This is a genomic window from Gordonia alkaliphila (assembly GCF_023017165.1).
GTDB lineage: Bacteria > Actinomycetota > Actinomycetes > Mycobacteriales > Mycobacteriaceae > Gordonia > Gordonia alkaliphila.
This window is the reverse complement of record NZ_JALKBW010000001.1, coordinates 1,733,134-1,750,954: the sequence shown is the minus strand read 5'-3', so window position 1 is coordinate 1,750,954 and position 17,821 is coordinate 1,733,134. Positions and strand designations below refer to the sequence as shown.

Sequence of the window (17,821 nt, the reverse complement as noted above, 5' to 3'; positions counted from 1 at the left end):
CCCGACGCCGAACATTAGGGTCGGCATCATGACCGACGACAGGATCAGCGTCACCGGGTTCGCCCGCGGCGGCACCGACACGCTCTTTCGTTTCCAGGGCGACGACGTGGACGCGAAGCGCAGCACCTTCACCTGCCACGGCGGCCCCTGGCTACGCGACGAGGACGCCGGCGTGGTGCGCGCCGGCCTCGCCCCCGCGCTCGACGAGGCCACTGGCTCGATCGTCGGCACCGGCGCCGAGCACGGTCGGTGGCCGGTGAGCCTGAGCCTCCGCCTGGACTTCCTCGGCGACCCGCCGCTCGACGGCACCCCCGTCACGGTGACCGGCGCCCTCGTCGCCACCGACGCGCAGGGCGCCATCACGCGCGGCGAGGCCCATACCGCCGACGGCACGGTGATCGCCCTGGTCACGCACCGCTCGCACCTGGTGAACGTCGACCACGGCACCTTGCCGAAGCAGGCGGTCCCCGACGTCCCGGCCACCGACGTCACGGTCCGGACCGCCCTCGGTTTCACGGAGAACAAGCCCGGTGAGCTGACCATGGCCCTCAACCCGTACGCCACCAACGGCATGGGCAACGTCCACGGCGGCGTCCTCAGCGTCGGCTCCGAACTGGCCGCGCATTCGCTCTTCCAGTCGGGCTGGCGCACCCGCAGCATCGACATCTCCTTCGTTCGCCCGCGCGTCGGCACCACCCCGACCACGTTCACCGCCGAGCTGGTCTACCTGGGCCGTTCCCTCGGTGTCGCGCACGTGGCCGCCCACGGCCCCGACGGCAAGGTGTGTTCCATGGCGACAGTCACCGCACAGCCGGCCTGACCCCTTAAGGATTGCCTCAAGATCGGCCGTCGGAGAGCGACAACCTCCCGGCCGTCACGCACTATGGAGACATGAACTCCGTGCCCGGCGTCAGCGCGCCTGCCGACGGGCTCCCCGCCGATCGCCCGCGCGCGGGGCTGCACGCCCTGGTGGTGGAGGACGAACCGGACCTCGCCGCCATCGTCGGCGACTACCTGCGCCGCGCCGGCTTCGACGTGACCGTCCTGCACGACGGCACGCAGGCGGTCGCGTCGGCCCAGCAGCACGCGCCCGACGTCGTCGTTCTGGATCTGGGGCTGCCCGGGCTGGACGGCATCGAAGTGTGCCGACGGCTGCGCACCTTCTCCGACGCCTACATCGTGATGCTCACCGCGCGCGCCGCCGAGGTCGACATGCTCATCGGTCTCTCGGTGGGCGCCGACGACTACATCCTCAAACCGTTCAGCCCGCGCGTGCTGATCGCCCGAATCGACGCCATGCTCCGCCGCCCACGACAGGCCGACGCCGACCCGGAACCGGACGAGCCGCCGCGCCGCGTCCGCGAACTCGGCCCGGTGATCGTCGACCTCGACGCCCGCCAGGTGTGGGTCGGCGGCAACCACGTCCACCTCACGCGCACCGAGTTCGACATCCTCGCCGAGCTGATCCGCCGCCCCGGCGTCGTGGTGACCCGCGAGCACCTGATGAACACAGTCTGGGACTCGGACTGGGTCGGCGACACGCACGTGGTCGACGTCCACATCGGGAGCCTGCGCCGCAAACTCGACGACCGCGGCGACGACCGGCTCATCGAAACCGTCCGCGGCGTCGGCTATCGGATCGACACCCCGACCCCGTCGAGCGCGCGCTGATGGCGGGTTCGACGGTGCACTCCCGGTTCGACAGCCGCGTCGGCCTCGGCGCGCGCATCCTGATCGCGATGGCGGTGGTGATCGCCGCGAGCGCGCTGACCATCGTCGTGGTCTCGATGTTGGTGGCGCCCACGCTCTTTCACGATCACCTCGGCCAGGCGGGTCTGCCGAACGACTCCGAGCAGGCCATGCATGTCGAGGAGGCGTTCAACTCGGCCATCGCGGTGACCATCGTCGCGGTGGTCACCACCTCGGCGGTGCTCGCGCTGTCCGCGGCCTGGATCATCACCCGCCGCATCGACCGGTCCATCACCGCCGTGGCCACCGCGGCCGCGCGCATCGGCGACGGCCGGACCGGTGAACGACTCCCGGCAGGCGGCCTCGGCCCCGAGTTCGGCAAGCTCACCGACACCTTCAACAGCGTCCTCGGCCGCCTCGAAACGGTCGACGAAACCCGCCGCCAACTGCTCTCCGACCTGGCCCACGAGATCCGGACCCCGCTGGCCTCGGTCGACGCCAACATCGAGGCCATCGAGGACGGCGTACGACAGCCCGACGCCACCACCTACGCGGCGATCCGCTCGGCCACCGCCCGCCTGGCCCGGCTCGCCGACGACCTCGACGCCGTCTCCGCCGCAGTGGAGGTCGCGGTGCATATCGACCCCGATCCGATCGCCGCCGCAGCCCTGATCGACGAGGCCGCCGCCCGCGTCCGCGACCGCTTCACCGCCGCCGACGTGCACCTCGCGGTCCGCTGCAGCACCCCGACGCCCCTCTCCGTCGACGCCGCGCGCATCGGGCAGGCCCTGGACAATCTGCTGGTCAACGCACTGCGGCACACCCCGGCCGGCGGCACCGTGGTGCTGGCCGGCGACGTGGTCGACGACACGCTGGAGCTCCGCGTGACCGACGACGGCGAGGGCATCGCGGCCGATCATCTGCCGCACGTCTTCGACCGCTTCTACCGCGGCGATCCGGCTCGCTCCCGCGCGTCCGGCGGCACCGGTATCGGCCTCACCATCGTGCGCGGCATCGCGCAGGCCCACGGCGGCCACGTCCGCGCAGCCAGCGACGGCACCGGCCTCGGCAGCACCTTCGTCCTCGCCCTCCCTCTGACCTGACCGCACACCACCGACGAGAGGAACCCTCCCGCCATGTCCCCCATCCCGCGCTCACCGAAACGTCTGCTGGCGACCCTCGTCGCCGCGGTCGCCCTGACCGTGGCGCTCGTCGGCTGCGGCAGCTCCGACACCGACACCGCCGCGCCGTCGTCCGCACCGAGTACCGAGACCTTCCTGGCCGATCACGGACTCGCCGGTCTGGACGCACAGGAGATCATCGACAAGCTCGACGCGACCCCGGTCACGGAGCGCCCCACCGACCTGATGGCGTCGGTCCGGCCCACCGCACTCGTGCTGTCCGACGGAGGGCAGGAAGTGACGCTTCCGCTGCCCGCCGACACCTTCTACGTCTCCTTCGCCCCGTACGTGACGCAGACGCACGAGTGCCACTTCCACAGCCTCACCACACTGCACCTGGTGTCGGCGTGAGCGCTCAGCGCTGGAAGCGGTAGCCCATGCCCGGCTCGGTGATGAGGTGGCGGGGCGCGGCCGGGTCGTCCTCGAGCTTGCGGCGCAGGCTCGCGAGGTACACGCGCAGATAGTTGGTCTGCTGCACATAGCCCGGGCCCCACACCGCGGACAGGATCTCCCGCTGCCCCACCAGCCGCCCCTCGTTCCGGACCAGCAGTTCGAGGATGCCCCACTCGGTGGGCGTCAACCGGACCGGCGCTCCGGCGCGGATCACCTGCTTGCCCGCGAGGTCGATGCTCAGCGCCCCCGCTTCCACCACCGGGGTCTCCGCCGCGGTGACCGTCGTGCCCCGGCGGATCGCGGCGCGCAGCCGGGCCACGAACTCCTCCATCCCGAACGGCTTGGTCACGTAGTCATCGGCGCCGGCGTCGAGCGCCTGCACCTTGTCCGAGGAGTCGGTGCGCGCCGACAGCACGATCACCGGCACCTCGGTCCAGCCGCGCAGCCCGGCCAGCACTTCGAAGCCGTCGATGTCCGGGAGACCCAGATCCAGCACCACGACGTCGGGCATCGTGCGCGCCACCTGCGTCAACGCGGCCGCGCCGGTGTCGGCCGTGGTCACCTCGAAACCGCGGGCGCGCAGGTTGATGCGCAGCGCGCGCAGCAGCTGCGGTTCGTCGTCGACCACGAGCACCCGGCCCCGGTCCACGTGCGGTTCGGTCATGTCCCCTCCCCTCCCGTCGGTGCAATACTCGGCGGCTCCACCGGCAGGTCGATCACCATGGTGGTCCCGCCGCCGGGCGTCTGCCGCGCTTCCACCGTGCCGCCGAGCGCCGACACGAAACCGCTGGCCACCGCGAGCCCGAGACCCACCCCGGTGGCGCCGCCGCGCTGATCGCCGTACTGGTGGAACGGCGCGAAGATCCGGGTGCGCTCCTCCGCCGGAATGCCGGGCCCGCGATCGATCACCTGCAGCAGGCAGCGCGCCTCCCCGTCGGCGCGGACCGCGGGCGTCGTCACCACGTCGACCGGACCGGTGCCGTGCCGGTACGCGTTGTCGACAAGGTTGGCCAGCGCCCGCTCCAGCAGGCCCGCGTCGGTGCACGCCCACGACGACGCGAACTCGACGGCACCGACCCGCTCGGGCCGGCCGACGACTGCCAGCACCCGGTGCACCACCTCGGGCAGATACGTACGACGCAGCACCGGCCGGACCACCCCGGCAGCCAGCCGCGACGAGTCGAGCAGGTTCCCCACCAGCGCGGTCAACTGGTCGATGGACTCCTCGGTGGTGGCCAACAGCTCGGCAGTGTCCTCGGCGTCGAAGAACAGGTCCGGGCTGCGCAGGCTGCTCACCGCGGCTTTCGCCGACGCCAGCGGGGTCCGCAGATCGTGGCTCACCGCGGCCAGCAGCGCCCGCCGCAACTCGTCGGTGCGCGCCAGCTCGTCGGCTTCAGCGGCCTCGGCGGCGAGGCGGTCGCGCTCGAGTGCCGCGGCCACCTGACTGGCCACCGCCGACAGCACGCGCCGGTCCGGCACCGCCACCTTTGGCCCGCGCAACAGCAGCGCGTACCCGCCGCCGGACGACTCGCACACCGTCGTCGCCTCCCCCAGCGCCGCGGGCGGATCGTCGCCCACCGCTGCCCGCAGTTCCGGGGCGGCCCCGCCCAGCCGCACCACCGACACCGCGTCCTGCTGATAGGTCTCGCGGACGCGCGCCAACAGGTCGGGTGCGCCGGCGCCGTCGAGCACCGCGCTGGAAAACATCGAGAGCAGTTCCGCGTCCCGGCCCGCCAGCCGCGCTTCCCGACGCCGCACCGCGGCCGAGTCGACCAGGACCGCGACCGCGATCGCCGCCACCGCCATGCCGACGATGGTCACCACGCTGTCCGGGTCGGTGATGGCCAGGGTGTACCGCGGCGTGGTGTAGAAGAAGTTGAGCAGCAGCCCGGACGCCACCGCCGACAGCACGGCCGGTCCCACACCGCCGAGCAGCGCGACCGCAAGAATGCCGACGAGGAACATCGACGACTCGCCGGCCACCGAGAGAAACCGGTCCACCGGGGCGATCAGGGCGGTGACCAGCGCGGGAATCGCCAGCGCCAACACCCAGGTGAGCGGCCGATGCAGGCGGGTCGCCCGAATGTCGAGCGCCCGACGCGTGGACGCCTCCGGATGGTTGACCATGTGCACGTCGATCCGGCCGCTGTCGCCGACCACCGCCGCGCCGACGCCTTCGTCGAGCACCCGTCGCCACCGCGGCCGCCGCGATGTGCCCAGCACCAGCTGGGTCGCGTTCACCGCCCGCGCGAATTCCAGCAGCGTGGCGGGCACGTCGTCGCCGACCACGGTGCTCAGCGACGCACCGCAGTCCGCGGCCAGCTGCCCCAAACCCGCCAGATCCGCGGACGTGTCGGCGAGACCGTCCCCGCGGGCCACCCGCACCACCAGCAACTCGGCGCTCGACCGCGACGCGATCCGCCGCGCACGCCGGATCAGCGCGCCCGACTCGGGCCCGCCGGTCACCGCCACCACGACCCGCTCGCGCGCCTCCCAGGTCTCGGTGATCGCGTTAGCCGCGCGATAGTCGGCGAGCTTCTCGTCCACCCGATCGGCCAGCCACAACAGCGCCAACTCCCGCAGCGCGGTGAGGTTGCCCTGCCGGAAGAAGTTGGCGAGCGCCCCCTCGGCGCGGTCGGTGCCGTACACGCGGCCCTCGGCGAGTCGACGACGCAGCGCACTCGGCTCGATGTCGACCAGTTCGATCTGATCGGCGCGACGCACCACGTCGTCGGGCACCGTCTCCTGCTGCGGCACCCCGGTGATCTGGGCGACCACGTCGTTCAGACTCTCCAGGTGCTGGATGTTGACCGTCGACAGGACGTCGATCCCGGCCGCGCACAGCTCCTCGATGTCCTGCCAACGTTTCCCGTGGCGCATGCCGGGGGCGTTGGTGTGCGCCAGTTCGTCGACGAGCACCACCTGCGGGCGGCGCGCCAGCACGGCGTCGAGGTCCATCTCCTCGAGCACCACGTCGCGGTGCGGATAGGCCCGGCGGGGGACGATCTCGAGGCCCTCGGTCATCGCTTCGGTGGCCGAGCGCCCGTGCGATTCGACGATGCCGATCACCACGTCCACGCCGTCGGCCAGCAGGTTCTGCGCGTGATCGAGCATCTCGAAGGTCTTGCCCACCCCCGGGGCACAGCCGAGGAACACCTCGAACTGTCCGCGCGCCGGCGCCTGCGCCTCCATCCCGTCGATCCTATCGGCCACGCGGCTCCGACTGAGCGGAGCACGCGGGGGCCCGGTGCCCCAGGTCGAGGTTCACCTGCCGCACGTTTACGCGCGGGGCACCGAGGACGCCGAGCTGGCGCCCCGCGGTGTTGCGGTCGACGATCGCGCGCACCTGCTCGACGGTCATGCCGTTGGTGCGGGCCAACCGCGGGATCTGCAGGGCCGCATAGGCCGGCGAGATGTTCGGATCCAGGCCCGAACCCGAACCGGTGACCGCATCGGCAGGCACGGCCGCGGGGTCGACGCCTTCGCGTGCCGCGATCGTCGCACGTCGTTCGTTCACCAGATCGCGCAGCTGTGGACTGTTGGGTCCCAGGTTCGACGCCCCGGACACCGCCGGATCACCGGAGGGACGGCCGTGCAGGAACGGATCCGGTTGCCCGGCAGCAGGTTCCAGGTCGACGCCGATCAGCGCCGAGCCCACCGGGCAGCCGGCGGCGTCGTAGACCACCGCGCCGTCGGCCGATTCGGCGACCGTGCGCGACATCCCCCACACGAGCACCGGATAACCGATGCCGAGGACCGCGGTGAACGCGAGCAGGATCGTCGCACCCACCAATAGTTGGCGGCCGAAACCGCGCAGCAGAGTCTTCATGGACTCACCCCATTCCGGGTAGGAGACGGACGACGAGGTCGATCAGCGCGATCCCCACGAACGGGGCGATCACCCCGCCGACACCGAAGATCAGGAGATTGCGCCCCAACAGTCGGGACGCGGATCCGGCCCGGTACTTGACGCCGCGCAGGGACAGCGGGATCAGCGCGACGATGATCAGCGCGTTGAAGATCACCGCGGAGAGGATCGCCGACTGCGCCGAGTGCAGGTGCATCACGTTGAGCGTCTCGAGTTGCGGGTAGGTCGCCGCGAACATGGCGGGCAGGATCGCGAAGTACTTCGCCACGTCGTTGGCCAGCGAGAACGTGGTCAGCGCGCCGCGGGTGATGAGCAGCTGTTTGCCGATCGCCACCACCTCGATGAGCTTGGTGGGGTCGGAGTCGAGGTCCACCATGTTCCCGGCCTCCTTGGCCGCCGAGGTCCCGGTGTTCATGGCGACGCCGACGTCGGCCTGCGCCAGGGCCGGCGCGTCGTTGGTGCCGTCGCCGGTCATCGCCACCAGCCGACCCCGTGCCTGCTCGGCGCGGATGAGCTCCAACTTGTCCTCGGGGGTGGCCTGCGCGACGAAGTCGTCGACGCCCGCGGTGGCGGCGATCGAGCGTGCGGTGCGCGGGTTGTCGCCGGTGATCATCACCGTGCGGATTCCCATGGCGCGCAGCTCGGCGAACCGCTCCCGCATGCCGGGCTTCACCACGTCCGACAGCTCGATCACACCGAGCACGCTGGGCGGCTGCCCCTCGCGCGCCAGGCCCACCACCAGCGGCGTGCCGCCGGCGTCGGCGATCTGCGTGACCGTCGTCGTCACGGCCGGGTCGACGACGCCGCCCAGCCCGGCCACCCAGCGCTCCACCGCGTCGGCCGCGCCCTTACGCAGCTGCCGGGAATCGTCGCCGGTCAGGTCCATCCCGCTCATGCGGGTGGTCGCGGTGAACGGCACGATCGCGTACCGCGGATCCGCCCCCGAGCGCGCCGCGGTCACCTCGTCGTCGTCGAGGGCGACCACCTCGAAGCGGTCGACGCACAGGTCCAGAATGCTGCGCCCCTCCGGGGTGTCATCGGCCAGGCTGCACCGATAGGCGACGTCGGCCAGCTCGGCGAGCGACACCTGCGGCGCCGGATGCAGATCGGTGGCCCGGCGATTGCCGAACGTGATGGTGCCGGTCTTGTCCATCAGGAGGGTGTCGATGTCGCCGGCGGCCTCCACCGCACGACCGCTCATCGCCAGCACATTGCGCTGCACCAGCCGGTCCATGCCGGCGATCCCGATAGCCGACAGCAGCGCGCCGATGGTGGTGGGGATCAGGCAGACGAGCAACGCGATGAGCTTGATGGGATCGGCCACCGAGTCGGCGGCGGCGAGCATCGCGCCGGTGGCGACCACCGCGAGCAGGAACATCAGGGTGAGCGCGGTCAGCAGGATCTGCAGGGCCACCTCGTTCGGCGTCTTCTTCCGTTCCGAGCCCTCCACCAGCGCGATCATCCGGTCCACGAAGGTCTGTCCGGGCGCCGTCGTGATCTGCACGACGATCCGGTCCGACAGCACCACGGTGCCGCCGGTGACCGCCGACCGGTCGCCGCCGGACTCGCGGACCACCGGCGCGGATTCACCGGTGATGGCCGATTCGTCGACGGTGGCGATGCCTTCGATCACGTCGCCGTCGCCGGCGATCACTTCCCCGGCCTCCACCACGATGCGGTCGCCGACGGTGAGCTGCGCGCCGCTGATCTCCTCGATGGTCCCGTCGTCGGACAGCCGGCGGGCGACGGTGTCCCGTTTGACCTTGCGCAGGCTGTCGGCCTGCGCCCGGCCGCGACCTTCGGCGACGGCCTCGGCCAGTCCGGCGAAGAGAACGGTGAACCAGAGCCACGCCACCACCAGCCAGGCGAAGCCGGACGGCTGCCAGATCGCCAGCAGGGTCGACAGCACTGCGCCGAGATAGACGACGAGCATCACCGGGTTGCGGGCCTGCGCGCGCGGGGTGAGTTTCCGGGCCGCCTGCGGGAGCGCGGCGATGAGCATCTTCGGGTCGAAGGCGCCACGGGTCGCGAGTTCGGGCGCTTCCGACGCGGTGGTGTCTGACGAGGTCTCCATGGGTGTGGTTCTTTCGGAAGTGCTGGTCATAGAAGGGCCTCCGCGATGGGTCCCAGCGCGAGCGCGGGGAGGAAGGTGAGTCCGGCGATCAGCAGGGTGGTGCCCAACAGCAGCGCGCCGAACAGGGGTCCGGAGGTGGGCAGCACGCCGGCGTCCGACGGGGCCGGCGCCTGCAGGAGCTGCGGCGCCCGAGAGTCCAGTGGCTCGTCGGCCACCGACGACACCAAGGCCTCGGCCTCGACCTCGGCCACCGGATCGTCGTCGCGCGGTTTCTGGCGTGCGAACATCCCGGCCAGGGCCAGCACCAGCACGATCGGCAGGAACCTACCGAAGTACATGACGAGGCCGAGGGACACCTGGAACCAGTCGCTGGTCACGATCAGGCCACCGAAGGCGCTGCCGTTGTTGTTGGCGGTCGACGCGTAGGCATAGAGCACCTCGGTGAAGCCGTGCACCGCGACGGGGCTGCCCGGCGGTCCGTCCTCGGTGAAGTGCCCGGTGCTCGCTCCGGTGGCGAGGGTCAGCGAGGTGCCGGCCAGGACCAGCGTCGGCATCACTAGTACGGACAGAACGGCGACGGTGATCTCCCGCCGACCGACCTTCTTACCCAGGATCTCCGGGGTGCGCCCCACCAGGAGGCCGCCGAGGAAGACGGTGATCGTCGCCAGAATCAGGATTCCGTAGAGGCCCGAGCCGACGCCGCCCGGTGCGACCTCGCCGAGGAGCATGTTCCACAGCACCGCGCCGCCGGCGCCCGGGGACAGGCTGTCGTGCGCGGCGTTGACCGCACCGGTGGAGGTGCCGGTGGTGCTGACCGCGAACAACGAGGTGCCCGGTACCCCGAAGCGGAGTTCGGTGCCCTCCGTGTTCGCACCCGCGGCCACCGCGGCGATGCCGCTGGTCCGCGATTGCAGGAACCAGACGCCTGCCAGCAGTCCGGCCCACAGGGTCGCCATCACGGCGAGCAAGGTGAGGCCCTGGCGACGGTCACCGACCATCGTGCCGTAGGCGCGGGTGAGGCAGACCGGGATCAGCAGGATCGCGAAGACCTGCACCACGTTGGTCAGCGGGGTCGGGTTGGAGAAGGGGTGCGCCGAGTTGGCGCCGAAGGTGCCGCCGCCGTTGGTGCCGAGGACCTTGATGGCCTCCTGGCTGGCGAACGGGCCCAGCGGGCTCGCCTGCGACCGGCCGTCGAGCAGCGTGTAACCGACACCGGTATGCCACGACTGCACCGCACCCTGCAGCAGGAGGATCCCGGCGATCAGGATCGCCACCGGCAGCAGCACGCGCAGCGTGCCGCGCACCAGGTCCACCCAGAAGTTGCCGAGCAGGCCGTTGCCGTTCCGCGCGATCAAGCCGCGGATCAGCGCGACGGCCACCGCCAGCCCGACCGCGGCGGACAGGAAGTTCTGCACCGCGAAGCCCAGCATCTGAGTCAGGTTGCTGACCGTGGTCTCCGGCGAGTACGACTGCCAGTTGGTGTTGGTGACGAACGAGATCGCCGTGTTGAAGGCCATCGCCGGCGTCACGCCGGGCTTGCTGTCGTTCCAGGGGAGCACACCCTGCAGTCGTTGCAGGGCGTAGAGCAGCACGATCGCGGCGAAGGAGAAGCCCAGGACGCTGGTCGCGTAGGCGCGCCACGTCTGCCCGGCGTCGGGGTCGATGCGCGCGAGGCGATACAGACCGCGTTCGGGGGCGAGGTGGCGGCGGGAGCGGAAGACCGCGGCGAGGTAGTCGCCGAAGGGTACGTAGACGAGCGCGAGCACCGCGAGCAGCGCGCCCAGTTGAAGGAGTCCGGCGGTGGTCTCTGTCATGTCAGAACCGATCCGGCGCGATGAGCGCGATCAACAGGTATCCGGCGGTCGCCGCGGCGATCACTACGAGAAGCACGGTCACCGTGCCTGCGAGCGTCATCGCCGCGACCATCCGTCGAGTCCGCGGACGGCCATCAGGCCGCAGCCTGTCGCCGCGATCGCGAGCACGATCATCACAATGTCGGCCATGCCGGCACACCTCCCAGGGGTGGGTCGCGGCCGCACCCTGCGGCCGCGAATCCCACGCTCGTCCTCCGAGAGCGGGGCGCGCCAGAGTCCTTAACGGAATCCATACGCGGACGGGTCAGCTTTTGACGCGGTCCTGTCGTGGCCGCGGTCGGGCCGGGCGGGAGGTGCTTCGACGAGCTCAGCCGGTCGGGAAGTGGCTTCGACGAGCTGCAGCCAGCGTGACTCAGCTGTCGACGATGAGGCCGCGGTGGAGGGCCACCATGCGGTCGGCCCAGTCGTCGGTGATCGTGCCGGTGCGGCCGTACTCGGCCAGGAGCGCGCCGATGATCGAGTCGACCACGGTCCCGGCCTCACCGTGCAAGTGCAGCGAGCCGTCGGCCACCCCGGCCTCCAACTCCTCGGCCAGCGCCCGCCAGTGCTCCTGCAACACCGCGCGGAGGGTGGCGGTGAAGGCGGGGTCGGCGTTGTCGAGCACGGCGCCGGATCCGCCGAAGCCGATCCCGTCCAGCACCATGGCCGCGGCATGCTCCGCCACCCAGCGCAGTCGACCCTCCCCGGAGATGTCGTGCTCATCGGGGCCCGGCGGATCAGCCAGTTCGCGCAATGCGTCGGTCAGCAGTTCGTGGCGATCGGCGAAGCGCCGATAGATCGTCGTCCGGGCCACCCCGGCCTCGGTGGCCACGCGTTCCACGGTGACCGCGGACGGCCCCTTGGTGCGCAACAACTCGCGCGCGGCGTCGGCGATCTTCGACGCACTGCTGGGACGCACGGTCGCCATGGGACCTCCTGCAGGTGCGGCGGAATAAAACTCAGGGATTCGACGCTACACCCACCGTATCGCTACGCTACATGTAGCGTTTCAATCCTCTGGAGGTTCTTTCTCATGGCTTCGACCACGCCGGTCACTCGTCAGCGCGCCGACAAGGTGATGCCCCTGTTCATCGGTTACGTCCTGATGTTGGCGCAGTTCATCCTGCTCGCCCTCTTCATCGCCGGACCCGTGTTCGGCTGGTTCAGCGGTGGCGAACTCGCCGCGATGATCGCCGCGTGGGCCGTGCTGCTGGTGCTCTCCCTGTGGGCGATGGCCCACCAGGCGACGGTCAACCGCTACAACGAGGCCCAGGGCTCGCACCCGAGCCCGCACCTGCTGGTGCCGACCGAAACCCCGGCCCGGATCAGCGCCTACCACGAGCTGTACCGCCCGAGCGCCGCGGCAGCGGCCGTCACCGCCGAGAACGACAGCCCGCTGCAGGCCGAGCGCGCCGCCGCCTGACCGGTCTTTGACCTCATCGGTAAAACAACGGCGTCCTGAGCGTCACCAATGCATATATGCCATCGGTGACCGCCAGGACGCCGTTGTTTTACCGTTCGAACTCGTGAGCGCGGCCGAGGCCGTGGCCGACCTGGCCTCCGAGGGCGACGTCTCCATCGACGCGGCCACCGTCGACCTCCGGCGCAAAGGCGGCAGTTCCCCACGTCCGCGGCAGTCCGCCCCAAGGCGGCTGCCCCGGCTGCCTCCTCTGGTGCCGACTGTCGCCTTTGTGGTCGGCTGCCGCCTTTGTGCCGACGGGGTCAGGGTGCCCGTGAGGTGCGGGTAGCCCTTGTGTCGGTTGAGGATCGACACCGGAGCGGTCGCGTCCGCCGCTACTGGAGCGACGTCAGCAGGCCCCGCATCGTCTCGATCTCTGCGTTCTGCGTAGTGATCACCTGCTGCGCGAGCGCCTTCGCGTCCGGGTTCACGCCGTCCTTCAGCTCATCGTTCGCCATGTCGACGGCGCCCTCGTGGTGCTCGATCATCCCTTCGAGGAACAGCCGCGAGGCCTCGACACCGGTCGCGTCCTTCAGTGCCTGCATCTGATCGGCGCTCAGCATGCCGTCCATCTCGCTCATGTCGTGATCCCCGCTCATGTCGTGGGTACCCATGTCGTGGTCGCCGGCGGAGTCATCGGACACCCCCCACTCCTTGAGCCAGCCCTGCATGGTCTCGATCTCCGGGCCCTGCGCGGCCTTGATCTGGCGAGCCAGTTCGGTCACGCGCGGGTCGATGTCGGTCTTGGCCAGCATGATGTCCGACATCTCGACGGCCTGCTCGTGGTGCGGAATCATCATCTCGGCGAACATCTTGTCCGCATCGTTGACCTGTGAGTTCTGCGCCGAGCCAGTGGTGGCGGCCGACGACGCCGCGCCGCCGTGATGCTGACCGTCGGCGGTGGAGTCGTCGGACGAGCAGCCGGCCAGCAGCAGCACTGCGGCGACACCGGCGGTGGAGGCGGCGGCAACGGAATAGCGGCGAATGTTCATGAGTCCTGTTCCTCGACTTTCGACAACTTTGGTGCGGATCGATTTCCGCGTACTCCTCCACCCTGCCCGCCCGAGGCGCACATTGCCCGCGCAGTTCCTCTGGATTACCTCAAGATCCCGCCGATCACCGCGAAACCTCCCGGTTCGGGCGGCGATGATCGGCCGCCGACGGCACAGGTTAGCCTCGAAGAATGGACACCTTCGACGACGTCGCGCGTCGCCTCGCTGCCTACGGCGCCATCACCCGGATGACCGGATCCGACCACATCGTGGTGTTCGACGACACCGGCCTCACCCTGGACGACGGCGACGAGTACCTGCACCTTCCGCTCGATGGCACGACTCTCGACGAGGTGCCCCCGACGTGGCGCAGCGACGATGCCGCCGATCGCCGCGCGACCCGCTGGATCGAGGACTACCTCGAAGACACCTTCCAGACCCTCGTCATCCGCCGGCACTACATCGACGACCTGGTGCGCGACCCGTTCTCCCCGGTATTCCTCGACCATCTCGCCGACCGTTTCCCGAACGTCGACCTTCCGGAGATCCAGGCCTACCTGGCCGAGATCCGGCAGTGGCTGGCCGGGCGGCCCCGTGCGACCGCGACCGCACCCACCGCCGAGACGTTCACCATCGAGGTGGGCGCGCTCGCCCTCACCGGCGACCGGTGGCCTGCGTCGACCGGCGACGGCACGCACGCGCCGATCCTGATGCTCCACGGCGGCGGCCAGACGCGGCATTCGTGGAACCGCGCCGCCGCGGGCCTCGCCGCGCTCGGGCACGACGTCTACACCATGGACCTGCGCGGACACGGCGACAGCGCATGGCCCGAGGACGCCGACTACGCCGTGGGTGCGTTCACCGAAGACCTCCTCGGGACACTCGACGCGCTGGAGATCAAGCCGGTGATCGTGGGCGCCTCCCTCGGCGGCATCACCGGCCTGAACACCGTCGGCCGCCACCTCGACGTCGCCGCCGGTCTGGTGCTGGTCGACATCGTCGTCGACGTCGAGCCCGCGGGCATCGACCGCATCAAGGAGTTCATGGGCGCCCATATCGACGGGTTCGACACCCTCGACGACGTGGCCGACGCCATCGCCGCCTACAACCCCAGCCGCAAGCGCACCCGCAACCTCGGCGGCCTCACCAAGAACGTCCGCCAGCGCGCCGACGGCCGCTGGTACTGGCACTGGGATCCGCGGTTCCTGCAGGGCGGCGACGAAACCCGCATCACCGACGTCGAGGTGCTGAGCGAGGCCTCACGGGCGGTCACCGTCCCCACCCTGTTGGTGCGCGGCGGGCAGTCGGACGTGGTCTCGCAGGAGGGTATCGACTCGATGCGCACGCTGATCCCGCACGCCGACGTGGCCGACGTCAGCGAGGCCGGACACATGGTCGCCGGCGACGACAACCAGGTGTTCGCCTCCGCGATCGTCGAGTTCCTAGGCCGACACGGCTTAGCCCCCACCGCCCAGCCGCCCCGAGTCGGTACGGTCGATGCCATGGCGAAAATCGTGATCATCGGCGGGCACGGCAAAGTAGCACTTCTCCTGGCACCACTCCTCGCGGAACGGGGCGACGAGGTCACCTCCATCATCCGCACCGCGGAACAGGCGGTCGACGTCGCCGCGGCGGGCGCGAGCCCGCTGCTGCTCGACATCGAAACCGCCTCCGCACCGGAACTGGCCGCCGTGCTGCGCGGCGCCGACGCGGTGGTCTTCAGCGCCGGGGCCGGCGGCGGCGATCCGACCCGGACGTACGCCGTCGACCGCGACGCGGCGATCCGGTCGATGCAGGCCGCCCAGGATGCCGGCGTGCGCCGCTACGTGATGGTGTCCTACCTCGGTGCAGGCCCCGACCACGGTGTGCCGGAAGGTGATTCGTTCTTCCCCTACGCCGAGGCGAAGGCCGCCGCGGACACCGCGCTGCGCGCCTCCGAACTCGACTGGACCATCCTGATGCCCGGTCGGCTCACACTCGACGAGCCCACCGGCGCCGTCGACCTCGGGGCTACCCGCGCGGCCGACAATCCGGGCACCTCCCGCGCGAACGTGGCGGCGATGGCCGCCGCCGTGCTCGCCGATCCGACCACCATCGGCAAGGATCTGCCGTTCACCGACGGCGACGTGCCGGTCGCGAAAGCACTGGCCGCCGCCTCGTGACCGAGCCGGGCCCCGAGGTCGACGCGGTGGTCGCCCTCGGAGCCCGGAGAGACGCGGGTCAGGCCAGCAGTTTGGCCTTGGCAGCGGCGAATTCGTCGTCGGTCAGCAGGCCCTGGGTGCGCAGGTCGGCGAGCTTCATCAGCTCGGCGGTCAGGTCCACGCCTCCGGCCGGCGCAGCGGGCGGCGGAGCCTGCTGCTGGGCCTGCTGCATCTGCTGCTGCTGCATCTGCTGCTGCTGAGCCTGCTGCGCCTCCCAGGCCTGTTGCTGGAGCAGCTGTTGCTGCTGCGTCTCCTGCTGCTGCTGGGCCCGCCGGTTGGCGGCGCGGTTGCCCATCGCGTTGGCGGTTCCGGTCACCACAGCGGTGCGCGCGGCGAGGCCGATGAGTCCTGGTCGTCCGTTTCGCAACATCTGAATTCTCCTGTTCTTCTCAGTTGTCGAGGTTGGCGATCTCGTTGACCACCGCGGACGGAATCCGTTCTGCGGCAATCACTTCGCTGCCTTCCGCGGCCAGCGCCGCGCCCAGGTCCCGCGCCCATACCAGTTCGAGTGCGACGATGGCGGCGCTCTCGCCGACCTCGAGCGACTCGGCCAGCAGGGCGATGTCCTCGTCGCCGGTGAGGCCCGGCAGCGCCAAGTCCATTATCTCGATGCCGACCGCGTCGAGCGACAGTTCGGTGGCCTCGATCTCGTCCTCACCGGCCCGGGTCACCAGCACCAGATCAAGGATGCGGACGGTGCCGGCCCTGACCTGTGCCGCGAGCGCGGCGAGCACCTGCGGTGATATTCCCGTATCGGGCATCGAGACCATCATCAACTCGACGGGGCCGAGCAGAGACGAGTTGTCGGTCATGATTCTCCTGAAGTCGATGGGTTGTTCCCATCCACCGTATGCCTCGACCGTCGGATCAGCGACGTAACCGGCGCCCGGCGTCGAACCGCTCTTCTCGCTGCCCCAGATGCCACGCGTGCCAGCGCCGCCAACGCCGCATCGACGACGCCTGCACCCACCGGTCGACGCCCGGCGACAGCCGGCGCGCCACCTCGGTCGCGACGATCAGGGGTGCGCGCAGGATGAGCACCGCGAGCCCGGGCAGACCGCTCGGCAGCCGATAGTGCCGCCGATTCCACGGGAGCATGAACAGCCGCGTGTACCCGGCCTGCAGGTGCAGGTGATACCTGGCGCGCAGCCGGGTCAGGCCCCGCATGCCGGCGGGCGGCTCGAACGACGGCACGAAGCCCTCCACCAGCTCGGGTCCGAGCGGCCCGGAGTCGTGTTTGCGGGTGGCATCGAAGTAGTACAGCAGCCGCACGCCGTCGAGCACCGACTCCGGATACATCTCGTCGACGCGGCAGCCCACCAGGTGGCCGAGGTAGCGGTTGAAGTGCAGCACCGCGCGGATCTCGGCCGGACTGGTCACGAAACCCAGGGCGTACAGGCCGAGCGCCGGGCCCACGCTGCCACCGAGCAGCGTCAGCATCATTTCGCTCTGGCTGATCGGCAGACCGTGTGCCGCGCTGTCCCACTCCGGATGCTCGGCCACGCGGGCCCGCACCGACACGTGCATCACGCGCACCTTCAGCGAGACCTCGCGCGCCCGCGAGCCGGGTGTCAGCACCGCCCCGGGCTGGCACACCTCCAACCACCAGCGACTGGTCTCCAGGTACCGGTGCAGCGCGCTGGCCCCGGCGTAGCCGCCCGACAGGGACAGCGGAATCGCCAGGGAGCCTTCGGTATACGTGTCCATGGTGCCCGCGTTGCCGACCGCCCCGAGGCTGTAGCCCCAGCGCCGCCAGACCGCGGCGCCCTGCTCGATCAGCACGGGGTCCACCCAGTCCGGGACGGTCTCGAACTCGGTGAACAGGGCACGCATCGACTCCGGGGCGTCATCGATCCCGTCGATCCCGACGGCCAGCGCCTCGTCGAGCAACTCCCGGGCGCGCTCGGCGCCCATCTCGCCGTGATAGGTCTCGGCGACGAATCGCTCGGCCACCGGATCGCCCGCGGTGTGCCCGGCGAGGAACTGCGCGGCCACCGCGGGCCGCGGCAGCAGTTCGAAGCCGGTGAATCGCTTGACCCGGTCCCGCACCCGCTGGTGGGCCTCATTGACGACGAGTTCCATGGCTCTCCTTGTATCACCTACCGTTAGAT

17 protein-coding genes and 1 pseudogene are annotated in these 17,821 nt (G+C 70.5%); 7 read left to right on the top strand and 11 right to left on the bottom strand.

Annotated elements, in window-relative coordinates:
- The first annotated feature begins 28 nt into the window (after positions 1-28).
- The 4 genes from MUG78_RS07870 to MUG78_RS07855 all read left to right on the top strand — a co-directional run bounded on the left by MUG78_RS07870 (position 29) and on the right by MUG78_RS07855 (position 3,221).
- Positions 29-820 carry a PaaI family thioesterase gene (locus MUG78_RS07870; RefSeq protein WP_246993684.1) on the top strand — a complete coding sequence of 264 codons (792 nt, stop codon included), beginning with the start codon at positions 29-31 and terminating at the stop codon, positions 818-820.
- A gap of 71 nt (positions 821-891) precedes the next feature.
- Positions 892-1,671, top strand: coding sequence for a response regulator transcription factor (locus MUG78_RS07865; protein WP_246993683.1), 780 nt, complete (start codon positions 892-894; stop codon positions 1,669-1,671).
- Positions 1,671-2,792 (top strand): sensor histidine kinase, encoded by a 1,122-nt coding sequence (locus tag MUG78_RS07860; RefSeq protein ID WP_246993682.1) that lies wholly within the window; start codon positions 1,671-1,673, stop codon positions 2,790-2,792. Before MUG78_RS07865 ends, MUG78_RS07860 begins: the two co-directional genes overlap by 1 nt.
- 33 nt (positions 2,793-2,825) lie before the next feature.
- Positions 2,826-3,221, top strand: coding sequence for a CueP family metal-binding protein (locus MUG78_RS07855; RefSeq protein WP_246993681.1), 396 nt, complete (start codon positions 2,826-2,828; stop codon positions 3,219-3,221).
- 4 nt (positions 3,222-3,225) lie between these two features.
- Here MUG78_RS07855 and MUG78_RS07850 read toward each other — a convergent pair whose 3' ends face one another.
- From MUG78_RS07850 to MUG78_RS07820, 7 genes are all read right to left on the bottom strand, one after another.
- Positions 3,226-3,927 (bottom strand): response regulator, encoded by a 702-nt coding sequence (locus MUG78_RS07850; RefSeq protein WP_246993680.1) that lies wholly within the window; start codon positions 3,925-3,927, stop codon positions 3,226-3,228.
- Positions 3,924-6,455, bottom strand: coding sequence for a sensor histidine kinase (locus MUG78_RS07845; RefSeq protein WP_246996917.1), 2,532 nt, complete (start codon positions 6,453-6,455; stop codon positions 3,924-3,926). The genes MUG78_RS07850 and MUG78_RS07845 overlap by 4 nt, the downstream gene beginning before the upstream one ends.
- 10 nt (positions 6,456-6,465) lie before the next feature.
- Positions 6,466-7,092 (bottom strand): potassium-transporting ATPase subunit C, encoded by a 627-nt coding sequence (locus MUG78_RS07840; RefSeq protein ID WP_246993679.1) that lies wholly within the window; start codon positions 7,090-7,092, stop codon positions 6,466-6,468.
- A gap of 4 nt (positions 7,093-7,096) precedes the next feature.
- Complete coding sequence (kdpB, locus tag MUG78_RS07835) at positions 7,097-9,205, bottom strand: potassium-transporting ATPase subunit KdpB (RefSeq protein ID WP_246993678.1); 2,109 nt, start codon at positions 9,203-9,205, stop codon at positions 7,097-7,099.
- Positions 9,206-9,231: 26 nt separating this feature from the next.
- Complete coding sequence (gene kdpA / locus MUG78_RS07830) at positions 9,232-11,019, bottom strand: potassium-transporting ATPase subunit KdpA (protein ID WP_246993677.1); 1,788 nt, start codon at positions 11,017-11,019, stop codon at positions 9,232-9,234.
- A 1-nt stretch (position 11,020) separates the two neighbouring features.
- Entirely contained in the window at positions 11,021-11,119 is a 99-nt protein-coding gene (locus tag MUG78_RS07825; RefSeq protein WP_246993676.1) for a potassium-transporting ATPase subunit F, read from the bottom strand.
- Positions 11,120-11,431: 312 nt separating this feature from the next.
- Positions 11,432-11,986, bottom strand: a complete 555-nt coding sequence (locus MUG78_RS07820; RefSeq protein ID WP_246993675.1) for a TetR/AcrR family transcriptional regulator — start codon at positions 11,984-11,986, stop codon at positions 11,432-11,434.
- 105 nt (positions 11,987-12,091) lie between these two features.
- On the opposite strand from MUG78_RS07820, the gene MUG78_RS07815 reads away from it, so the two are divergent.
- The gene (locus tag MUG78_RS07815) at positions 12,092-12,481 is read left to right on the top strand and encodes a hypothetical protein (RefSeq protein WP_246993674.1); all 390 of its coding nucleotides are present in this window, start codon (positions 12,092-12,094) and stop codon (positions 12,479-12,481) included.
- A 371-nt stretch (positions 12,482-12,852) separates the two neighbouring features.
- Here the strand turns inward: MUG78_RS07815 and MUG78_RS07810 are convergent, their stop codons facing one another.
- Entirely contained in the window at positions 12,853-13,509 is a 657-nt protein-coding gene (locus tag MUG78_RS07810; RefSeq protein WP_246993673.1) for a DUF305 domain-containing protein, read from the bottom strand.
- 191 nt (positions 13,510-13,700) lie between these two features.
- Between MUG78_RS07810 and MUG78_RS07805 the strand changes: the two are divergent.
- Both MUG78_RS07805 and MUG78_RS07800 read left to right on the top strand, forming a co-directional pair.
- Positions 13,701-14,924: pseudogene (locus tag MUG78_RS07805) on the top strand (alpha/beta fold hydrolase); the annotation flags it as partial.
- Positions 14,925-15,011: 87 nt separating this feature from the next.
- A complete protein-coding gene (locus MUG78_RS07800) occupies positions 15,012-15,671 on the top strand; it encodes an NAD(P)H-binding protein (RefSeq protein WP_246996915.1) in 660 nt (219 codons plus the stop codon).
- A 58-nt stretch (positions 15,672-15,729) separates the two neighbouring features.
- Here MUG78_RS07800 and MUG78_RS07795 read toward each other — a convergent pair whose 3' ends face one another.
- From MUG78_RS07795 to MUG78_RS07785, 3 genes are read right to left on the bottom strand one after another with little or no spacing between them, the layout of a single operon-like run.
- Positions 15,730-16,080, bottom strand: a complete 351-nt coding sequence (locus tag MUG78_RS07795; RefSeq protein WP_246993672.1) for an SHOCT domain-containing protein — start codon at positions 16,078-16,080, stop codon at positions 15,730-15,732.
- Between the two features lie 19 nt (positions 16,081-16,099).
- Positions 16,100-16,522, bottom strand: coding sequence for a DUF6325 family protein (locus tag MUG78_RS07790; RefSeq protein WP_246993671.1), 423 nt, complete (start codon positions 16,520-16,522; stop codon positions 16,100-16,102).
- 55 nt (positions 16,523-16,577) lie between these two features.
- Positions 16,578-17,792, bottom strand: coding sequence for an oxygenase MpaB family protein (locus tag MUG78_RS07785; protein WP_246993670.1), 1,215 nt, complete (start codon positions 17,790-17,792; stop codon positions 16,578-16,580).
- Between the last annotated feature and the right edge of the window lie 29 nt (positions 17,793-17,821).